General features: G+C 72.8%; 15 protein-coding genes. All 15 read right to left on the bottom strand.

All coding sequences use genetic code 11. The features are described 5' to 3' along the window. Positions 1-109 precede the first annotated feature (109 nt). Positions 110-1,519, bottom strand: coding sequence for a DUF6177 family protein (locus BG482_RS23430; RefSeq protein WP_069771070.1), 1,410 nt, complete (start codon positions 1,517-1,519; stop codon positions 110-112). After that, positions 1,516-5,541: a type VII secretion protein EccCa gene (eccCa, locus tag BG482_RS23425; RefSeq protein ID WP_069771069.1), complete on the bottom strand. Its 4,026-nt coding sequence runs from the start codon at positions 5,539-5,541 to the stop codon at positions 1,516-1,518. Before eccCa ends, BG482_RS23430 begins: the two co-directional genes overlap by 4 nt. A 76-nt stretch (positions 5,542-5,617) precedes the next feature. Continuing rightward, positions 5,618-6,463: a type VII secretion protein gene (locus tag BG482_RS23420; protein ID WP_256096461.1), complete on the bottom strand. Its 846-nt coding sequence runs from the start codon at positions 6,461-6,463 to the stop codon at positions 5,618-5,620. 661 nt (positions 6,464-7,124) lie between these two features. Continuing rightward, complete coding sequence (gene eccD, locus BG482_RS23415; protein ID WP_069771068.1) at positions 7,125-8,510, bottom strand: type VII secretion integral membrane protein EccD; 1,386 nt, start codon at positions 8,508-8,510, stop codon at positions 7,125-7,127. A 16-nt stretch (positions 8,511-8,526) separates the two neighbouring features. After that, the gene (locus BG482_RS45375) at positions 8,527-8,796 is read right to left on the bottom strand and encodes a hypothetical protein (protein WP_069771067.1); all 270 of its coding nucleotides are present in this window, start codon (positions 8,794-8,796) and stop codon (positions 8,527-8,529) included. Between the two features lie 24 nt (positions 8,797-8,820). Continuing rightward, complete coding sequence (locus tag BG482_RS23405) at positions 8,821-9,690, bottom strand: immunity 49 family protein (protein ID WP_069771066.1); 870 nt, start codon at positions 9,688-9,690, stop codon at positions 8,821-8,823. 10 nt (positions 9,691-9,700) lie between these two features. After that, positions 9,701-12,283 (bottom strand): hypothetical protein, encoded by a 2,583-nt coding sequence (locus BG482_RS23400; RefSeq protein ID WP_069771065.1) that lies wholly within the window; start codon positions 12,281-12,283, stop codon positions 9,701-9,703. After that, the gene (locus tag BG482_RS23395) at positions 12,280-12,669 is read right to left on the bottom strand and encodes a DUF6507 family protein (RefSeq protein ID WP_069771064.1); all 390 of its coding nucleotides are present in this window, start codon (positions 12,667-12,669) and stop codon (positions 12,280-12,282) included. The genes BG482_RS23400 and BG482_RS23395 overlap by 4 nt, the downstream gene beginning before the upstream one ends. A 66-nt stretch (positions 12,670-12,735) precedes the next feature. After that, positions 12,736-13,047, bottom strand: coding sequence for a pore-forming ESAT-6 family protein (locus BG482_RS23390; protein ID WP_069771063.1), 312 nt, complete (start codon positions 13,045-13,047; stop codon positions 12,736-12,738). A gap of 46 nt (positions 13,048-13,093) precedes the next feature. After that, entirely contained in the window at positions 13,094-13,426 is a 333-nt protein-coding gene (locus BG482_RS23385; RefSeq protein ID WP_069771062.1) for a hypothetical protein, read from the bottom strand. Between the two features lie 290 nt (positions 13,427-13,716). Then, positions 13,717-14,106 (bottom strand): D-ribose pyranase, encoded by a 390-nt coding sequence (gene rbsD, locus BG482_RS23380; RefSeq protein ID WP_069771061.1) that lies wholly within the window; start codon positions 14,104-14,106, stop codon positions 13,717-13,719. Next, entirely contained in the window at positions 14,103-15,011 is a 909-nt protein-coding gene (locus tag BG482_RS23375; RefSeq protein ID WP_069771060.1) for a ribokinase, read from the bottom strand. Before BG482_RS23375 ends, rbsD begins: the two co-directional genes overlap by 4 nt. Positions 15,012-15,082: 71 nt before the next feature. Next, positions 15,083-17,035 carry a substrate-binding domain-containing protein gene (locus BG482_RS23370; protein ID WP_069771059.1) on the bottom strand — a complete coding sequence of 651 codons (1,953 nt, stop codon included), beginning with the start codon at positions 17,033-17,035 and terminating at the stop codon, positions 15,083-15,085. Next, the gene (locus BG482_RS23365; RefSeq protein ID WP_069771058.1) at positions 17,025-18,569 is read right to left on the bottom strand and encodes a sugar ABC transporter ATP-binding protein; all 1,545 of its coding nucleotides are present in this window, start codon (positions 18,567-18,569) and stop codon (positions 17,025-17,027) included. The genes BG482_RS23370 and BG482_RS23365 overlap by 11 nt, the downstream gene beginning before the upstream one ends. Beyond that, entirely contained in the window at positions 18,566-19,582 is a 1,017-nt protein-coding gene (locus BG482_RS23360) for a LacI family DNA-binding transcriptional regulator (RefSeq protein ID WP_069771057.1), read from the bottom strand. The genes BG482_RS23365 and BG482_RS23360 overlap by 4 nt, the downstream gene beginning before the upstream one ends. Positions 19,583-19,770 lie beyond the last annotated feature (188 nt).

Genomic DNA, 19,770 nt, shown 5'->3' with positions numbered 1-19,770 from the left:
TGCGCCGGGGAGGTGTTTGATGCGCCTGGCATGTGCCGATGGCCTGTTTCGTTCGCTCCGCTGTTCGTCGGCGATCCGGCGGGAGCGGGGGCGGGAGCGGGAGCGGCCCTCAGGCCTCTCGCTCCGCACCCGGCATTCCGGCCCGCAGATGCGCGGCCAGGTGCTGGAGTTCGGTGAGGGCGCCGGGGTCCGTCCCGTCTCCCAGCGGGTAGTGCAGGGCCGGGGCGGCGGCGGGGCCCAGGGCGACGGGGCGCGCCGCGACGGGCGGGCGGCGGGCATGGGTGAGGCCGATGTCCCGGACGTCCCGCGCGCCCAGGGTGAAGGCCACCGGCAGGGGCGGCCCCTGCAGCACGGGCGCCGTGGTGAGGTCGCGGGGGCCCCGGCGGACCGAGACCAGCATGGTCGTCAGGCCGTGTCCCTCGACGAGGGTCTCGGCGAGGGGCGTGATCGCGTCCAGCGGTGGCGCCTCGCCGTCCCCGTACCCGAGGGTCAGCGTGACGTCCTGCTCGACGCCCGCGGTCGTCCGGGTGACCCGGATCCACCCCAGCGCGGGCCGATCCGGGTGCCCGGCCACGATCAGGTGAGTGGGATCAGGGGCCCGGTCGCGTGCCAGGCCGGTCAACCTGTGCGCGGACCACGGCAGGTTGACGGGTTCCGCCGTGCCCCAGCCGGCCGGCGGCGAGCCGGTGAGGGCGCGCCAGGCGGTCTCCACGCCGTCGCCCAGGACGACGTCCTCCTGCGCGGGGAGCATCGTGCGGAACGCCACGAGCAGCTGCCGTTCCGCGCTCGGCGACGTCCGGCCGAACGCCTCGGCGACCGAGGCCGTGCCGTCGGCTCCGAGCGCCGGTGCGAACGTCCCGCCCTGCCAGCGCAGCACCGCCCCGGACAGCCCGTCGTAGTACCCCTGGTCCGGGTCCTGGACGACCCACCGGTTGGGCGGCTGCAGGAGGGTGGCGCGGGCCGGGGCGCTGAGCCGCACGTGCGGCGGGGTGACGATCTGCAGGGCGCGGCCCGACTCCGCGGTGTCGCGCAGCACCTCGGAGAGCCAGGTGGTCAGGGCGAGGACGGGCCGGTCGGCCAGGACCACGGCCGTGCTCCCGGTGAGGACGTCCACGACCGGCTGCCCGTCGTCCGGTGCGACCGCCGCGTCCACGTCCACGACGTCGGTGCTCGCGGCCGTCTCGGGCCAGGTGCTGCCGCCCAGCAGCAGGGCGAGCCGCCCGCACACCGATCCCGCGAGCCGCTCGGCCTCTGGCACGGCGCCGGAGGCCCGCGCCTCGGTCCACCAGAACGGCACGGGCACGTTCCGCCCGAGCAGCCGTTCGGCCTCCCCGGGGACCTGGACGAGCAGCGGGGCCTCCACCGACACGAGCGGTCTGCCGTCCGGGGCGCACAGCCGCAGCACGGCGCCCTCGGACCCGGCGGTCACGTGCGTCCCGGCCCCGCCCGCGTACAGGCCGGCGAGCAGGGCCCAGGTGTCCGGCATTCCGGGGGTCAGGGCGATGACGTCCTTGGTCACGACTCCCCCTTTCCGGCTGCCCCGGCTGCCCCTGGCTCCCCGGGGTCCCCTGCCTCCCCGGCTCCGGCCAGCGCGGTCTGGACGAGCTGGTGGCGTCGGCCGCGGCGGACCAGGGTGCCGCGGCCGGGCGGCTGCTGGGAGGCGTACAGGCCGGGGAAGAGCTGCCCCTCCGTGCGGTCGCCGGTCATGACCAGGGCGGTGGCGCCCGTCTCGCGCAGGGTGGTCAGGAGCGGTTCGTACAGGGCACGGGAGGCTCCGGCGGCGCGGCGCGCGAGGACGAAGTGCAGGCCGATGTCCTGGGCGCTGGAGACATACGGCACGAAGGGCGCGAGGGGCTGCTGTCCGGCGGTGGTGAGGATGTCGTAGTCGTCGACGAGGATGACGATCCGCGGGCCACGGAAGGAGGGTTCGCCGGTCTCGGGCGCGTCGGGGTCGGCGGTCTCCGGGAGCCGCTTCTCGAGTTCGGCGGCGATGCCGGTGGAGAGGGCGCCGGCGAGCGCGGCGTTGTGGGCGTAGCCGCCCCGGTACGGCTCGGGGACGATGCCGCGCAGCCCGCGGCGGGGATCGAAGACGCCGAAGACCAGCTCCTCGTCGGAGTACCGCTCGACGAGGCCGGCGACGATCAGCTTCAGAAGATTCGTCTTGCCGCATTCGTTGTCGCCGAGGACCAGCAGATGCTGGTCGCCGCCGAAGAGGTCGAGCAGCACGGGGGCCAGGGCGTCCTGGTCGAGACCGAGGGGTGTCCGCCGCGGTTCGGCGGCCGGCGAGGGAAGCCGGGTCGCCGGCAGCCGGGCGGGCAGCACCCGCACCGGGGCGGCGGGTGCGCCGTGCCAGGTGGCGTGGACGGTCCGCGCCGCCTCGTCCAGGGCCGGGCCCAGATCGCCGGTCGTGGGCGAGCCGTCGAGGCGTGGCAGGGCGACCTGCGCGAACAGTCTGCCGTCGGTGAGCACCCGGCCGGGCACGTCCGGCGAGAGGGTCTCGGAGAGCTTGCGATCGACGGAGGAGTCGGCCGGGTCGTTCAGCCGCAGCTCGACGCGCGTGCCGAACATCGACTGGGTGGCGATGCGGACGTCGTTCCAGCGCAGCATGCCCGCCACCACGTGGATCCCGTAGCCGCCGCCGCGCTTCAACAGGTCGGCGACGGGCTCGTCGAGGTCGGCGAATTCGTCGCGCAGCGCACCGAAGCCGTCGACGACGAGGACCACGTCGGTGGAGCCGAGCTGCGGCAGCCGGCCCTCGGCGCGGAGCCGGCGGAGCTGGTCGACGGAGTCGATGCCGTGCTCGCGGAACACCGTCTCGCGCTCGGCGAGCATGGTCCGCACCTCGGCGACCGTGCGGGCCGCGCGCTCGCGGTCGGCCCGTCCGGCGATGCCGCCGACGTGCGGCAGGGCGGCCAGCGCCGCGAGGCCGCCGCCGACCAGGTCCAGGCCGTACACGGCGACGTCGCGAGGGGTGTGGGTGGCCGCCAGGGACAGCACGAGGGTCCGCAGGAGCGTGGTCTTGCCGGACTGGGGGCCGCCGATGATGGCCACGTGCCCGCCGGCCGTGGTCAGGTCCAGCACCCACTGGCCCTGCCACTGCCTGGCCGGGTCGTCGAGCACGCCGAGCGGCGCCCGCATGCCGCCCGTGGCGCGCGCCAGGTGCAGTCCGCGTTCGGAGACCCGGACCGGGCCGGCGGCCGCGTCCAGGGTGACGGCGTCCGGCAGCGGCGGCAGCCAGATGCGGCGCACGGCGGGCGCGGCCCCGGCGAGCCGGCCGACCATCAGGGACAACACGGTCGGGCCGGTCTCCCGGCGGGTGGCGGCCGAGTCCTCCTGCCGCTCCTCGGCCCGCTGCGCGCTGTCGTACGTCGGGTAGGGCAGAACCAGCGGTTCGTCGTCGTGCCGGTCGCGCACCACGGGCCCGCGGTGCGCCCCGGAGACGTATCCGGCCTTGAACCGTTCGTAGGTGGACGTGTCGACCTTCAGATAGCCGAATCCCGGCAGGGGCGGCAGATGGAAGGCGTCGGTGGTGTCGAGGACCGTGCGGGACTCGTCGGCGGAGAAGGTCCGCAGGCCCAGCCGGTACGACAGATAGGTGTCCAGGCCCTTGAGCTTGCCGCCCTCGATGCGCTGACTGGACAGCAGCAGATGCACGCCGATGGAGCGGCCGATGCGGCCGATGGACAGGAACAGGTCGATGAAGTCCGGTTTGGCGGTGAGGAGTTCACCGAACTCGTCGATGACGACGAACAGGTGCGGGAGCGGTTCGAGGTCCGGCCTGCGGGTTGCGCGCAGCACGGCGTAGTGGCCGATGTCGGCGACGTTCCCGGCGTCCTTGAGAACCTGCTGGCGGCGCCTGACCTCGCCGGCGAGGCTGGTGTGGACCCGTTCGACGAGCCCGGCCTGGTTCTCCAGGTTGGTGATCATCCCTGCGACGTGGGGCAGTTCGGCGAAGGGGGCGAAGGTGGCGCCGCCCTTGTAGTCGACCAGGACGAGGGCGAGGTCCTCCGGGGAGTGCGTGGCGGCCAGGGCGAGGACGAGGGTGCGCAGCAGCTCGCTCTTGCCGGAACCGGTCGCGCCCACGCACAGTCCGTGAGGTCCCATGCCGAGCTGGGAGGCCTCCTTCAGGTCGAGCAGAACGGGCTCGTGACGCTCCGTCAGCCCGATCGGGACGCGCAGGAAATCGCGTTCGCCGCGCGGCTTCCACAGCGTGGGGACATCCGGTTCGGCCGGGTCGGCGATGCCCAGGAGCGCGGGGAAGTCGACCGGTCCGGTGACGGGAGCGCCCTCGGCGGCGGACTCCGGTGACAGCCGCAGCGGGGCCAGCAGCCGGGCGATGCCCTCGGCGCCCGCGACGGTGACCGGGTCGATGACGCCCTCGGCGGCGAAGCCGCGCAGATCGTCGACGACCACCCGGTCGCCGTGGACCGAGACACGGATGCTGACCTCGTCCGGTTCGTGGATCTGCTCCTGGAGGAGGTGCACCACCGTGACGCCCATGTCGGACAGCCCGACCGCCGAGTCCGGGCGCGGAAGCTCGCCGGCGGGCTCGCCGTAGCCGTCCACGACCACCAGCAGCCGGTCGGCCAGCCGCAGCGCGTCCCGATCGGCCAGACCGCGCCGCACCTCCGCCGCGTACGCGGACCGCCGGCCCAGATCGTGGCGGAGCCGTTCGGCCAGCTGCCTGGGATCGGGCGCGATACGGCGTGCGGCCACCGGACCGTCGTGCGCCCGCGGATCCAGCACATGGGGCAGCCACTTGGCCCACTCCCACTCGGCCGAGCGCTCGCGGGGGACGGCCAGCGCGAGCGCCACGTCGTCCGGCGCGTGCGTCACGGCCGTCTGCACGAGCAGCGCCCGGGCCACCCGCAGAACGCCCTCCCGGTCGCCGACGACGCTGACGTTCCCGGCACGGTCCAGCGGCACCGGCAACGGCACGTCGGCGGCCGTCGCGAACCTGCGTTGCAGGGCGCGCGCCTCGTTGAGCATGAACGGGTCCGGCGGCGTCATCACCCCGCCGGCGCCGCTCTGCTGCACGACCGGCTCCTGGACCGGCACGTCACCGAGGCCGACCCGCACCCGCAGGAAGTCGGCGTCCTTGCGGCGCCGCTCCCACAGCCGGGCCGGATCCCGCACCAGGTCGTACAGGGCGTCCGGCGACGGGTTCAGCTCACGCTCCGCATCCCGCAGCCGGCGCTCGGCGGCCCCCATCTCCTCCCGCAACTCCTCCAGGTACTCCAGGTAGCGCTCGCGCTGGCTGCGCCGGGTGCGCTGCGCCTTGCCGCGCTGGGACAGGAACAGGGCCACCGCCCCGAGCAGCGCGAAGACCAGGACGACCGCGCCCAGCGCCGCGAACCGGCTGTTGCGGATCACGGTCATCATGACCACGGAACCCATGACGCCGGCCATCGGCAGCAGCGCGGTCGCCGCGTTGCCGATTTTCCCCTCGGGAAGGTTGGGCGGCGCCTCGACCGTGCGGGGCCGGACGGATTCGAGCGGACGGGTGCTCCGGGCGGGCCGGTGGACGATGCGCAGGGTCACGGGCGGAGTTCTCCGGAGCGGGTCGTGACGGACGAGGGGCGGGGCGGACGCGGGCGACTTCGTGACGGCCGGGTGCTCATCGCACCCTCACCGCGCGCCCCATCACCTCGGCGGCCAGCCGAAGAACGGCGTGCTGCGTGGTCTGCGCCAGCAGGTCGGTGCGGATGGGCCCGCCGCCCGCCAGATGACGGTCGTACGGCACGGTGACGACGGTGACGCCCGTCTCCCGGAGATGACCGGCGGCCGCCTTGTCGTCGAGGACGGTGTCGGGGGCGCCGCAGACCAGCGCGACGACCGTGCCGGCCAGCGCCGAGTGCGGCAGCCGCGCCAGCCAGTCCAGCACCTGACGGGTCGCGCCGACGCCCTCCGCCGTCATCGGCGCGACCACGACCCGGGCGTGCGCGGTGTCCATGGCCGTACGGGCCACCTCGCCGGGGAGCGACTCGCAGTCGACGACCGTCACGGCGAAGTAGCGGCGCAACGCCAGCGTCACCTTGCGGTACGTCGTCATGTCGAGCGGTGCGCCGACCTGGCCCCGGCTCGCGGGCAGCAGCCAGCCGCCGTCCGACACCGGCACCAGATAGCCGGTCACGTCCGTCAGCCGCATCGACGGGGTGAGGATCGGCGCGAGGTCGGCGCACGTCCAGCGCACCGCCTCCGCGCCCATGCGCACCGGCAGGGTGCCCAGCGCGGCGTCCGCCTCCATCGTCAGCACCAGGTCGTGCCGGTAGTGGTTGAGGGTGCGTCCGAGCAACGCGGAGACGGTGGACTTGCCGACGCCGCCGCGGATGGAGGTGACGGCCACCACCCGGCCCGTCGTGACGGGCTGCTGCAACTCGCGGGCGATCCGGGTCTGTTCGGCGACGTCGCGCGCGACGGACGAGGTGAGTTTGCGCAACGCCCGCCCCGTGCGCCGGGTCATGGGGTCACCGTGCAGGGGCCGTCCCAGGGCGATGAGGAGCCGCGGATCGAGGGTGGGGGACGACTCGGGAGCGGGGGACGCCGGAAGCCGGGGATCCGGGCCAGGCGCGACGGGCGAGGCAGGCGGGGCAGGCGGGGCGGAAGGGGCGGGCGAGGCGGGCCGCTCGGGGTCCGGCGCGCCGGCGGCCGGGGAACCGGGGGCCGCGACATCGGACACGCGGGCCGGGGGCACCGGCCCGGATATGTGCGGCACGGATTCGCGCGGCGCGGATATGTGAGCGCCGGATATGTGAGGGCCGGATATGTGAGGGCCGCCGGATACCTGAGGGTCGGACAGGCCACCGCCACCGCGACCGCCACTGCCACCATCGGCGTCGCCGACCGCGTCCGCTGCGGACCGGGGGGCCGCTGCCGTCCCGGTGGTTGCGGGCTGCGGGGGTCCGGGCTGCGGGGGCGCGGGGTGCACGAGTCGGAGGGCCGGTTCTCCGGGCCGCCCGGAGGCCGCCTCCCGCCCGCCGCCCAGCTCCCGCAGCACGTCGCGCTGCCAGTCGCCGCCGTCACCGCCACGGCCGCCACCGTGCGGGCCACCGTCGTCCCGGCCACCGCCGTGCGACGGCGGCTGCTCCCGCCGCTGTTCCCCCTGCGTCATGCCGCCGCGCCTCCTAAGCGAAGGTGTCGAGCAGTCGCCCGTACACACCGAACACGCCGACGAGCAGCGGAAGAAGGGTGATGACCCCCACCGACTCGAGCAGGTCGCCGAACCGCCGCAACCGCACCCGCACATGCTCGGCCGGCTGCACGGCGAGCACGGCCAGCGGCAGGACCGCCAGCACGACGAGCACGACCAGCGGGGCAGCGGGCGAGGACCGCTCCGCCCATACCGTCAGCAACCGTACGGCGACGCCGGCTGCCGCGGCCAGCAGCACGACCACCTCGGCGACCAGCGGAAACGCCCGGGCCCGCAGAGCCAGCACCAGCGCGACGACCGCGGCGAGCGACACCGTCCACCCGGAGGGAGACCGCACCGCCAGCACGGCGGCCGCCGTGGCCGACGCGGCCACGGTGATCGTGGCGAGCACCAGCCCGCGGTGGGCGGCGGCCAGAGCGGCGGACACCTGGTAGCGGCTGACGGACACCCCGCCCGCCCGCCGGTCGTCCAGCCCCGAGAGGCCGGACGCCATCAGAGCCAGCCGCGGCAGCACTCCGAGCACCACCACGCAGACGACGCCGACGACGGCCCCGACACGGGCCTGCTGCTCCGCCGTCCCGGCGCCGGACTGCACGACGACGGCGGTCTCCCAGCCGACGGCGGTCAGGGCCACGGCGGCGGCGCCCACGACACCGCCCCGCCCCAGCGGCGTGAACAGCCCGAGCAGGACGAGGACCAGCGCGCCCACGGCGGCCACCCCGGCCAGCCGCAGCGCGCCCGGGGAATCCCCGCCGAGTACGTCGACGAGGCTCCACGCGCCCAGCCCACCGAGCGCGCCACCGGAGCACAGCAGGGTGACCGCCGGCGCCTGCCTGCGCAGACGCCCCAGGACCGCACCGGCGACCGCGGCCGCACCGGCGGAGGCGAGCAGCGCACCGGCGACGACGGAACGGTCGTACTGCGCACGTGCGAACAGGGCGGCGACGACCGCCCAGCCCACGCACGCGACCCCCGCGGTGATCCGCAGCGCGACAGGCCCCCACTGCCCCGACCGGTGGCCGAGACCTTCCGCCACCTCGTCGCTGACGTCGTGCACGACGGGGGCGGGCGGAGCGTCCTCCGCGCGGACGAGACGCAGGACGGCGCCGTCGCGGATGCCCGCCGTCTCCAGTGTGCTGTCGTGATCGAGTGCGGAGCCGTCCACCGTGACGAGGTGACGCGCGGCGGGCCGGCCTTCCGCCCGGTCGTCCAGCAACCGCATGATCTCGGGCAGCAGCACCCCGACCGGCTCCTGCGCCGGCAGCACGAGGTCGACGCGGCGCCGCTCACCGACGAGGGTGACGCGACTCAGCACTGCCGGCCCGCCGGCCGCCCTACGATTCAAGGCCCCCGTAGACATCACGTTCGCGAACCTATCACCGGCCGGCAGGACTGCCGGAGGGTGTGGAGACGCCGGGGGAGTAAGGGCTCGTGCCCTGCCCGATCACCCGGTGCGACACGAACGACCACCCCACGCACCCCGCGCACAACACGGCCGCGACCACCATCCCGGCGACCACCTTCCCCACCCGCTCGTCCACGGCCCGCCGCTGCCGCTGAGCCCCGAACAACAAGGCGTCCCGCAACCGCCGCCGCCGCACGGCAACGGACTCGAGAAGCTGACTGTCATATTCCTGAGCGGTCAAACCGGTTCACCTGCCTCACGTCCCTCACGTCGGGAACTCGCCGAGCCAACTGCGCTTGAGCAAGTGCTCGGGAAGGTACTCGGACTCGACGTCGATCGGGCGGCCGGCGTCGTACGCGAGGCAGGTGATCGCGAGGATGGCGAGAGGCACGTCACCGTCGCCGGACTCCTCGCGTTCCGGGTCGGCGGTCCAGTACTCCTTGTGCAGTTCGAGCGCGCGGACGAGTGCCTCGTTGAACTTGACCGGGTCCTGGGCGACGAACCGGTGGAAGAGGTTGAGCGGCGGGAACAGGACCTTGAGCATCAGCTCCCGGTCCACGATCCGCAGCCGGTCCGGGTCGGTTCCGTCGAACGCGGCGACCAGCTTGTCCCCGAGGCCCGGCCGTTCCAGCCAGTACGTCTGGAGGGCGTCCACCCAGTGGTAGATGTACTCCTCGAACACGGCCCCGGAGGCCCGCAGCGTCTCGATCGGCACCTGGCACAACGCCGTCATCCGCGCCTGGTCCCGGCACACCACGGCCAGCCAGAAGGCGTCCAGCCAGGTCCCGGCGTCCGTGAAGTGGGTGGGCCCCACGGCGGGGATCGTCCGGACCTCATGAGCGATCATGCACTCGACGGTGGAACCCTCGGGAGCGGTCGCCGAGGCGAACAGAGCCGACCCGACCTGCATGGCCATGACCCATGCCTCCCAGGTCTCGAGCATCTCGGCGGTGGGGTCCAGGGAACACTGGAGCTTGGCCGTGCTCAAGGCGCTCCTGAAGGCCATGCCGAAGCCCTGCGGCCACTCCGACAACTCCTCGAGTTCCTTGCTCAGGCGCTCGTTGAGCTCTGCCCGGAACCTGGCAGGTTCGGGGTGGCCGATTTCCGTCGGAGGTCGAGAGATCTTCGTGGGCACGGACCGCTTCTCATTTCGTGAGGTCGAACTGCTTCATCTGGTACCCAGCGTATGTGGGCCCGTTGAAATCTGCCTTGACCAGGACATAGTCCACTTTGCCGGTCTTAAGAGCTTCCTTGAGGTCGTTCCTCAGAGCGCGCTCGGCAGCGGCCTCTGCGAACAGACCCTTCTTTTCGTTTCTGTTGGCTCTGTTCTTCATCTCGTCAAGGATGGTCTCGAAGTACTCCCGCGTCCCCTGGGTCACCAATCGCCCGCTGTGCCCCTTGCGCACGCCGAGGTCGGCCTTCGTGGAACCCTTGGCCTCGACGACGACGTACCGGCCGTCCTGGGCCCGGTACACCTGGTCGAACCGGTTGTTGCCGAACGCCCCGTCGTCCAGGCGCACCGCGCCCTCGTAGTGCTCGGGTATGGCGTGGTGCTCGGCGGCGTCCTCGCCGAGCAGTTCGCCCTGCCGGTTCGCGTCGGCGTGGAGCGGCTTGTGGGCCGCGTTGGCGTGGTCCCTGGCGGCGGCCGTCACGTCCGTGCGATGCGCGGTGTACGCCTCCTCGGCAGCCTTGAGCCGGCCTTCGGCGGCGTTGTCGGCCGTGACGGCCGCGTGCCGCTTCGCCGCCTGGTCGTCGAGGTGGTGCAGGGCCTCGGGGGAGAGGTCCGAGCGGTTGCCCACCACGGGATCCTTGTGCACGTAGTGCTCTTTGATCGCCGGTGGCATGTCGCTGGCCGCGATCCACTCGGGCGGCGCGAACGGATTGCGTACGAGCTGGGGTACGACTTGGCCGTAACCCCCCTTGGCCTTGGTCGACAGGCGGTAGCCGTTCTCGCGGTAGTGGTCCTTGAACCACTGGGGGTCGTTGTTGGCCCGCTCGACCTGCCGGCGCATGATCTCGCGCTCGTGCTCCAGCGGGTTGTGACCGCCGGACGGCGATCCGTTCCCGCCGTGACCGCCTCCGTGGCCGCCGCCGGTCCCGCCGTGCTGGGCGGGAACGTGTCCGCCGTCCGCGCCGCCGCCCGTGTGACCGTGGTCGCCTCCCGTCGCGTGTCCGCCGGTGTCGCGCGCAGGCGCCGTGTCGGTGCCCCGGCCGCCACCCGCGTGGTCGGTGGCGTGCGCCGTCGGTGTCGTGTGCCCGCCGCCCCGAGGCGTCGCGTCGCCGCCGACATGACCCGCCGTGTCTCCGGCGACATGTGCGCCCGCCCTGTCGCCCGCCCCGACCAGCGCCCCCTCGTCGTGCGGCAGCGTCTGCCGCAGCAAGTCCCGGTCTGCCGAGGACAGTTCGACCTTTGCCGGGGCCGCCGTCCCGTCCGGGCGGACGACCGAGCCGTCGTCCAGGTTCAGGCGGGTTCCGTCCGGCCACTGCACGACGTTGTCGTGGATCACCGGGAGCTCGTCGGCGATCCGCAGCACGCTGCCGTCCGGCTGGACACGTCCCGCTCCGGAGAGCAGGTCGTCGTAGGCGCCCGCGTGGACGCCCCGCAGGCCGGCGAACACGTCGGCGACCTTGACCGTGCCGAACTTCGCGGCCTTGCCGAGGTACGTCATCGGGTCGACCAGCCGCCCGGTCTTGCCGAGCACGGCGAGCGTGCGGGCCACCGCCCCGCCCTTCGCCGCCGTACCGGCGCCGCCGGTGAAGATCGTGGTCAGGACGTTGAAGGTGACCGCGCCGCCGGCCCGGGCGGGGTTCTTGCCCCACTCGTCCCACGCCACCAGCGCCTTGCCCGCCTCCTTGACCGTGTCGCGGGTCTCGCGCAGATACCCGGGCAGCTTGTCCTCGGGCATCGTCCAGTACAGGCTGCCGGCGATCGGGGTCATGGTGATGGCCAGGCCCGTCGCGAGCTTGCCGAGTCCCGTCCAGGCCTCGCCCGCAGCGTCCCATCCGTCGACGCCGACGAAGGTGCCGAGGCCCTGGATCGTGCCCCATACGCCGTCGACGAAGAAGCCCTTGCCGAAGTCGAGCACCTGGTGGCCCAGCCAGTCCAGACCGTGCCGTTCCTTCTCCACGGTCTTGCCCCAGGGCAGTTCCTCGGACTGGTTCAGCAGGTCGGCGGTGAAGCCGTACGTGCTGGTGCCGCGTTTCAGCAACCGCTTCTGCGCGCCGTCCTCGAGGATCAGCGTCGTCCCGCCCACCAGCGCGGTGATCTTGTTGTGGCAGGTGATCTCCGCCTGCCAGAACGCGGTCGTGGCGGCCGTGACGTCGTGCACCAGGTCGTTGTTGAGCTGGACGTTGTCGTCGTCCTCACGCCAGTGGTCGTCGCCCGCGATGTCGTGCCGGAAGGTCTCCGCACGCTGCTTGAGGCTCTTCAGCCTGGCCACGAGCGGCTGGACCTCGGTCTCGTACGAGCTGAGGGCGGCCGCCACCTTCTCCAGGTCGTCGGCGAACTCGTCCGCCTTGGCGGCCACCGGCGCGGTCGTGGCGAACAACTGGTCGGCCTCCGGGGCCGAGTAGCAGGCCGACAGCCCCTGGAAGCGGGTGTGCACGTCCGACCCCGACTGGCGGAAGGTGAGGGCCTCCGCGGTCAGGAGCATCGAGTCCGTGCCCAGTTGTTCCAGGTCACCGGTGAACTGCGGAATGTTCTGCGGGTCGATGAGGTCCGCGCTCACTTGCCCCCCTGCTGCCCGCCCGTGCCCGGCAGGTCGATCTTCGGCTCCTTCAGCGCGTTCGCCTGGGCCTGCGCCGCCATGTCCAGGTCGCCCTTGACGTAGGCGTTGGTCGCGGTGGCCGCCCCGTTGAGCGAGTTCGACGTGCGCACCGCGACATACGCCAGCTTCTCCTGGTAGGCCGTGAAGAACTCGGCCAGCGCCCCGCCGACCGGTCCCTGGACCCCGCTCTTCTCGACGCCGCCCTGCTGGATCGTGCCGGCGGACCCGGCTGCGCTGGGCATGGTCTCCTGCAGCGCCTTCCCGGTGTTCGAGAGGCCCTCGGCCGCCTTCGCCGTCTCCGTGAGGACGTGTCGCACGCCCGACGGCGAGATGTCCCACCCCGTCATGTGGATTCCCCGTACTCCCGTGACACCCGTGACTCCCGTGTGCCGTCGCCCCGTCGACGCCGCGCGTCAGCCGATGTTGTCGACCGCCGCCCGTGCCTTCGCCATCGTCGACTGGGCCGTCCCGTCGTTGTCCTCCAGCGTGGTGCGCACCAGCTGGATGATGCTGCGCACCTCGTTGGCCGCCCGGTTCCAGCGGAGTTCCTTGCCGTGGTACTCCTCGGACACCCCGTCGGCCTGGAAGTCGGCCATGGCGGCCTTCACGGCCTTGTCGCGGTCGGCCAGCACCCGCTCCAGCTGGCCGACGATTCCCTGCAGCCCACCCTGCACCTCGCCCGAGGCGCCGGTGTCGTACGAGCGGCGGTCCAGATTCTGACCCATCGTCACAAACCCCCTGTGGTTGTCTGCCTGCGCCCTGGACCGAGGCCTAGCGCGCGCCGAAGCGGGCCGCGTCGAAGTTGGCCGCGCCCATGTTCTTGTTGGCGTTGTCGTGCTGCTCGGTGTCGCCGCCGGCGAACGCGGTGTCCATGCCGCTCTGGCCCTCGAGGATCCCGCCGAGCGATTCGTTGAGCGCGGCGGTGATTTCGTCAGCACGACTCTTGAACGAGTCGAAGGCGACCTTTCCGGAGCCGTTGAACTTGCCCTCCAGCGGCTCGGCCGCCTGGATGAGACCACGGATCAGCGTGCCCAGGTCGGTGCTCGAACCGACCGTGCTCTTGCCCAGATCCGAGAGGGTCGTGGATCCCATGTCGAACTTCACGTGTCACCCCCGTGCGTCACGCACACATCACATACCTGTTCGAGCATGCTGTCGCACAACACGTTGCGGACGCAACGTCGTAGATCCCGATGTGACCTGATCCGGACATATCCGGGACGACACCTGCACCGCTTCCGCACCGCTTCCGCATCGCTCCGGCGGACGACACCGGCACCGCTCCGGCGGGCTGCTCCGGCGCTGCTCCGGGGCCGCGTCCCACCCGCTCCGGCACCGTTCCGGCGTCGTCGAGTGCGGGCCCCCCGGCGCGAGCCGCCGCCCCGGCGCACGCCTCAGAAGAACACCCCGCACCTCAACAGCACGTTCGCGTAAGGCCGTGCCTCGCCCGTGCGGACCACCAGCCGTGCTCCCGCCGACAGTTCCTTCAGCCGCTCGTGCGAGACGTAGGTCAGGGAGGGGAAGCGGCCCGCGAGGAGTCCGGCGGCCGAAGGGTTGGCCTCCCGGACCTCGTCCGCCGCCGTGGCCCCCTCCACCACCAGCTCGGCGAGCAGTCCGTCGACGACCTCCTCGAACGACGGCACGCCCGCCCGGAAGGCGAGGTCGACCACGCGCGGCCCGTCCGGTATCGGCATGCCCGCGTCGCACACCAGCACCCCGTCGCCGTGTCCCAACTCGGCGAGCGCGCCGGCGAGATGACGGTTGAGTATCCCCGCCTTCTTCACAGGGCGTCGACCTCCTCGGCGGTCGGGAACGACTCCTGCGCGCCCTTCCGGGTCACGGACACCGCTCCCACCCGGGCCGCGTACGCCGCCGCCTCCTCGAGCGAGGCGCCCCGGCCCAGCCGCCAGGCCAGCGCCGCGGTGAACGCGTCGCCCGCGCCCGTCGTGTCCACGGCGTCCACCTTCACGGGGGCGACGCGCCGCACGCCGCCGTCCGCCGACGCCACCAGCGCACCCTGCGCGCCCAGCGTGACGACGACCGACCGCGGCCCCTTCGCGAGCAGGAGCCGCGCCCAGTCCTCGGGAGCGGAGGCCGTCCCGCCGGCCTCGCCGAGGATCACCTTCGCCTCGTGCTCGTTGACGATCAGCGGGTCGCAGGCCGCGAGCAGCACGACGGGCAGCGGGCGCGGCGGGGAGGGGTTGAGCACGAACCGGCTGTCCGGTCCGAGGCTCGCCGCGACCGCCACGACCGTCTCCAGCGGGATCTCCAGCTGCGCCGACACCACCCGCGAGGCGTGCAGGAGATCGCTCGCGGCACGGACGTCCGCCGGGGTCAGCCGGCCGTTCGCGCCCGGCGACACCACGATGCTGTTGTCACCCGAGGGGTCGACGGTGATCAGCGCGACGCCCGTCGGCGCCCCGCCCGTCAGCACGCCCGCCGTGTCGACCCCGGCCGCCCGCTGCGCGTCGAGCAGCAGCCGTCCGTGGGCGTCGTCGCCGACCCGGGCCAGCAGGGCGGTACGGGCCCCGAGGCGCGCGGCCGCGACGGCCTGGTTCGCCCCCTTGCCGCCGGGGTGCACGGCCAGGTCGGAACCGAGCACCGTCTCCCCGGCCGCCGGCCTGCGCTCGACGTCGATCACCAGGTCGGCGTTGGCCGACCCCACGACCAGCAGGTCGTAGTCGTACATGGAAGAACTCCCCTGGTACGTGACGTGAGGCGGGCGGTCCGTACGAGGACCGCCCGCCTTCCCGTTCGATGTCAGCCGCTGAACCCGGCCACGTTCGCCTCGGTGACCACCTTCACCGGCACCTTCACCGTCTCCTCCACCTTCTTGCCCCGCAGGGCCTTCAGCGCGTTGTCCACGGCGATCCTGCCCAGCTGGGACGGCTGCTGTGCCACCGACGCGTACAGCGTGCCCTGTTCGACGGCCTTGAGGCCGTCCGGCGTGCCGTCGAAGCCGACGACCTGGACGGACTTGCCGGCCTTGGAGCCCAGCGCCTTGATCGCGCCGAGCGCCATCTCGTCGTTGGCGGCGATGACGCCCTGGACGTCCGGGTGCGCCTGGAGCAGGTTCGACATCACGTCGAGTCCCTTGGTGCGGTCGAAGTCGGCCGGCTGCTGGGCGAGCACCTGGATGCCGGGGTAGGCCTTGAGGCCCTCGGCGAAGCCCGCCGCGCGCTCCCGGGCGGCGGAGGTACCGGCCTGGCCCTGGAGGATCACGATCTTTCCGGTGCCGCCCAGCTTCTCGGCGACCGTCTTCGCGGCCAGTTCACCGCCCGCCACGTTGTCGGAGGCGACCAGCGCGTCCACCGGGGCCTTGTTGACGCCCCGGTCGACGGCGACGACCGGGATCTTCGCCTTGTCGGCGGCCTTCACCGCGTTGCTCGCCGCGTCCGAGTCCACCGGGTTGACGATGATCGAGTCGTAGCCGGAACTGGTGAAGTTCTGCAGCTGGTTGGCCTGCTGCGAGGCGTCGTTCTGCGCGTCGGTGACCGTCAGGTCAACGCCCAGCTTCTTCGCCTCGGCCTTCGCGCCGGACTGGATCTGCACGAAGAACGGGTTGTTCAGGGTGGACAGCGCCAGGCCGATCCTCGGGTTCGCGCTCGGGGAGTTCCCGCCGTGCAGGAAGGAGGTCGCGCCGACGACCGCCACGGTGACGACGGCCGCGAGACCGTACGTCGCCGCCTGCCGGCCCTTGCCGCCGCTGCCCGCCCCGGCCGCCGCGGGGGTCGCGCCCGCCTTGCGGCGCAAGGTGTCCAGCAGCACCGCCAGCGCGATGACGACGCCGATGACGACCTGCTGCCAGAACGCGGAGACGGACAGCAGGTTCAGCCCGTTGCGCAGCACCGCCAGGATCAGCGCGCCGATCAGGGTGCCCGAGGCCTTGCCGGTGCCGCCGGCGAGGGAGGCGCCGCCGATGACGACCGCGGCGATGGCGTCCAGCTCGTAGCCGTCGGCGGCCTGCGGCTGCGCGGACGACAGCCGGGAGGCGAGCACGACGCCCGCGGCGGCCGCGAAGACGCCGGACAGGGCGTAGATGGCGAGCTTCTGCCGCTTCACCCGCAGCCCCGAGAGCCGGGCGGCCTCCTCGTTGCCGCCGATGGCGTACATCGAACGTCCGATGTAGGTGCGGCCGAGCACGAACGCGGCGATCAGCCCCATCACGACCATGACGAGCACCGGAACCGGCAGCCAGCCGCCGAGCGTGTCGCCGAGGTGCGAGACGGAGTCGGGGAAGGCGATCGGCGAGCCCTCGGAGATCACCAGGGACAGACCGCGGGCGACCGAGAGCATCGCGAGCGTCGCGATGAACGGCGGCAGTTTGCCGTAGGCGATGAGGAAACCGTTCACCAGACCGGCGACGATGCCGGTGGCGACGGCCAGGAGCAGCGCTATGACCACCGGGACGCCGTGCTGCGTGGCGCTCCAGGCCAGCACGGTCGCCGACAGCGCGGCCACCGAGCCGACCGACAGGTCGATGCCCGCCGAGACGATCACGAACGTGACGCCGAAGGCGAGGATGGCGGTCACGGCCGCCTGGACGCCCACGTTGAGCAGGTTGTCCGTGGTCAGGAAGTCGCCCGACAGCGCCGACATGGCGATGAGGAGGACGATCAGCGCGGTGAGCGCGCCGTTGTCGAGGAGCAGGCGGCGGACCGCCGCGGCGCCGCCACCGGCGCCCGTCGTGCTGGGATGCGTGTCAGCGGCCACGGCCGGCCTCCACTTCCGTGGTCGTAGGGGTGGTACGGGGGGTGGCGGGCGCGCTGACGGCGAGCGCCATCACCGCGTCCTGGGTGGCCTGCTCGGCAGGCAGTTCGCCGGCGATCCGGCCCTGGGCCATCACCAGCACCCGGTCGCTCATGCCGAGCACCTCGGGCAGATCGCTGGAGATCATCAGGACCGCGGCGCCGGCCGCCGTCAGCTCGTTGACGAGCTGGTAGATCTCGACCTTGGCGCCGACGTCGATCCCGCGGGTGGGCTCGTCGAGGATCAGCACCTTGGTGTCGGCCAGCAGCCACTTGCCGATGACGACCTTCTGCTGGTTGCCGCCGGACAGGGTGCGCACCTGCTGGCCGAGGCCGGCCATCCGCACGCCCAGCTGCGCGGCGATCCGCGCCGCCGCCTCGCGCTGGCCCTTCAGGTCGACCAGCCCGCCACGGGTCGCGGCCCGCATGGTCACGAGCCCGAGGTTCTCCTCGACCGACTGGTCCAGCACGAGTCCCTGGCCCTTGCGGTCCTCGGGCACCAGGCCGATCCCGGCCGTCATCGCCGCGTTGACGTCGTGCCGGGGGAGCGGCGCCCCCGCGACCCGCACGGTGCCCCGGTCGTAGGGGTCGGCCCCGAAGACGGCCCGTACGACCTCGGTACGACCGGCGCCGACGAGCCCGGCGACGCCGACGACCTCACCGGCGCGCACCTCGAAGGAGACGTCGTGGAAGACGCCGTCGCGGGTGAGCCCTTCGACGGACAGCAGGGCGGCGCCCGTCTCGGCGCGCTCCCTGGGGTACTGCTGCTCGATGGAGCGGCCCACCATGAGCCGTACGAGCTCGTCCTGCGGGGTGGAGGCCGGCACCTGTCCGACGCTCCTGCCGTCGCGGATGACCGTGACGCGGTCGCCGAGGGCGGCGATCTCCTCCAGGTGATGCGTGATGAACACGATGCCGACGCCGTCCTCGCGCAGCCTGCGCACGATCGCGAAGAGCTTGTCGACCTCCTCGGAGGTCAGCACGGCGGTCGGCTCGTCCATGATGAGCACGCGCGCGTTCAGGCTGAGCGCCTTGGCGATCTCGACCATCTGCAGCCGGGCGATGCCGAGTTCACGCACCCGCGCACGGGGCGGGACGTTCACGCCGACCCGCTCCAGCAGGACGGCGGCCTCGGCATCCATCCGCTTGCGGTCGATCACCCCGAGACGACGGGGCTGCCGTCCCAGGAAGATGTTCTCGGCGACCGTCAGATCGGGGACGAGGTTGAACTCCTGGTAGATGGTGGCGATCCCGAGACGCTCGGAGTCCTGCGCGCCATGGATGCGCACCTCTTCGCCGCCGGCCAGGATCCGCCCGGCGTCGGGCCGGTAGGCGCCGGAGAGCATCTTGATGAGGGTGCTCTTGCCCGCGCCGTTCTCACCGAGGAGCACATGCACCTCGCCCCGCCGCAGGTCGAAGTCGACGCTGTCGAGCGCGACCACGCCGGGGAAGGTCTTGCGTATGCCTTCGATGCGCAGCAACTCGTCCGCGTTGCTCACGTCTGGCTCCTGTTCGTTACGGGGGACTCGCCGCACGAGCGGCGTACGACGAGGCGGGCGGTGAAGGTGACCGACTGCGGGGGCCGTCCCTCGATGCGGTCGACGAGCGCGCGCACGGCGGCCCGCCCCAGCTCGCCCGTCGGCTGGGCGATCGCCGTGATCGGCGGATCGGTGTGCACGAACCACGGGATGTCGTCGAACGCGGCGAGCGCCAGGTCGTCCGGAACACGCAGCCCACGCGCGCGGACGGCGTCCAGCGCGCCCAGCGCCATCAGGTTGTCGGCGGCGAACACGACCTCGGGCGGCTCGGGCAGGTCGAGGAAGCCCTCGGTGACCCGCCGTCCGCTCTCGGCCTGGAAGTCGCCCTGTCCCGTGTAGGCGTCCGGGAGGGGGAGTCCGTACTCGGCGAGGGCGGCGCGGAAGGCCTCCACGCGCTCGCTGCCGGTGGTGGTGGCGGCGGGCCCCGCGATGATGGCGAGCCGGCGGTGGCCGAGACCGTGCAGATGGGCCACGAGGTCGCGCACGGCTGCCCGTCCGTCCGACCTGACCACGGGCACGTCCAGGCCGGGGATCCACCGGTCGACGAACACCATCGGCGTGCCCGCGCGCGCGGCGTCCAGCATCCGCGGGGAGCCGCCGTCGGTGGGGGAGACCAGCAGCCCGTCGATCCGGCGGTCGAGCAGGGTCGTGACGTGGTGGTCCTGCAGGTCGGGCCGTTCGTCGGCGTTGCCGATGATCACGCTGTAGCCGAGGGCGCGGGCCTCCTCCTCGACGGATCGGGCCAGCTCGGTGAAGTAGGGGTTCATCACGTCGCTGATGACCAGGCCGAGGGTGCGGGTCTGGTCGGTGCGCAGCGACCGGGCGACGGCGTTCGGGCGGTAGCCCAGCGCCTCGACGGCGGCCAGCACGCGCGTGCGTGCGTCGTCGCTGACCGACGGATGGTCGTTCAGGACGCGTGACACCGTGGCGACGGAGACGCCCGCCTCGGCAGCGACGTCCTTGATGCTCGCCATCGCCGCTCCACCTCCTCGTGGACTCGGTTCGTGCACGTCGTGTACGTCGTGGAATCGATTACATCGACGCGTAGGAAGGATTGGAATCGATTACACGGGCGTTAATCAAGCCCCCGGCCTGGCTGAAACCGGATCGTGATGAAGGCGGCCGCGCAGGGCCCTAGGCTGCCCTGGACCGTCACGGGTGG

It is taken from the genome of Streptomyces sp. LUP30, from assembly GCF_001746365.1.
In the GTDB taxonomy this organism is placed as follows: domain Bacteria; phylum Actinomycetota; class Actinomycetes; order Streptomycetales; family Streptomycetaceae; genus Streptomyces.
This window is presented reverse-complemented; position numbering and strand designations above follow the sequence as displayed.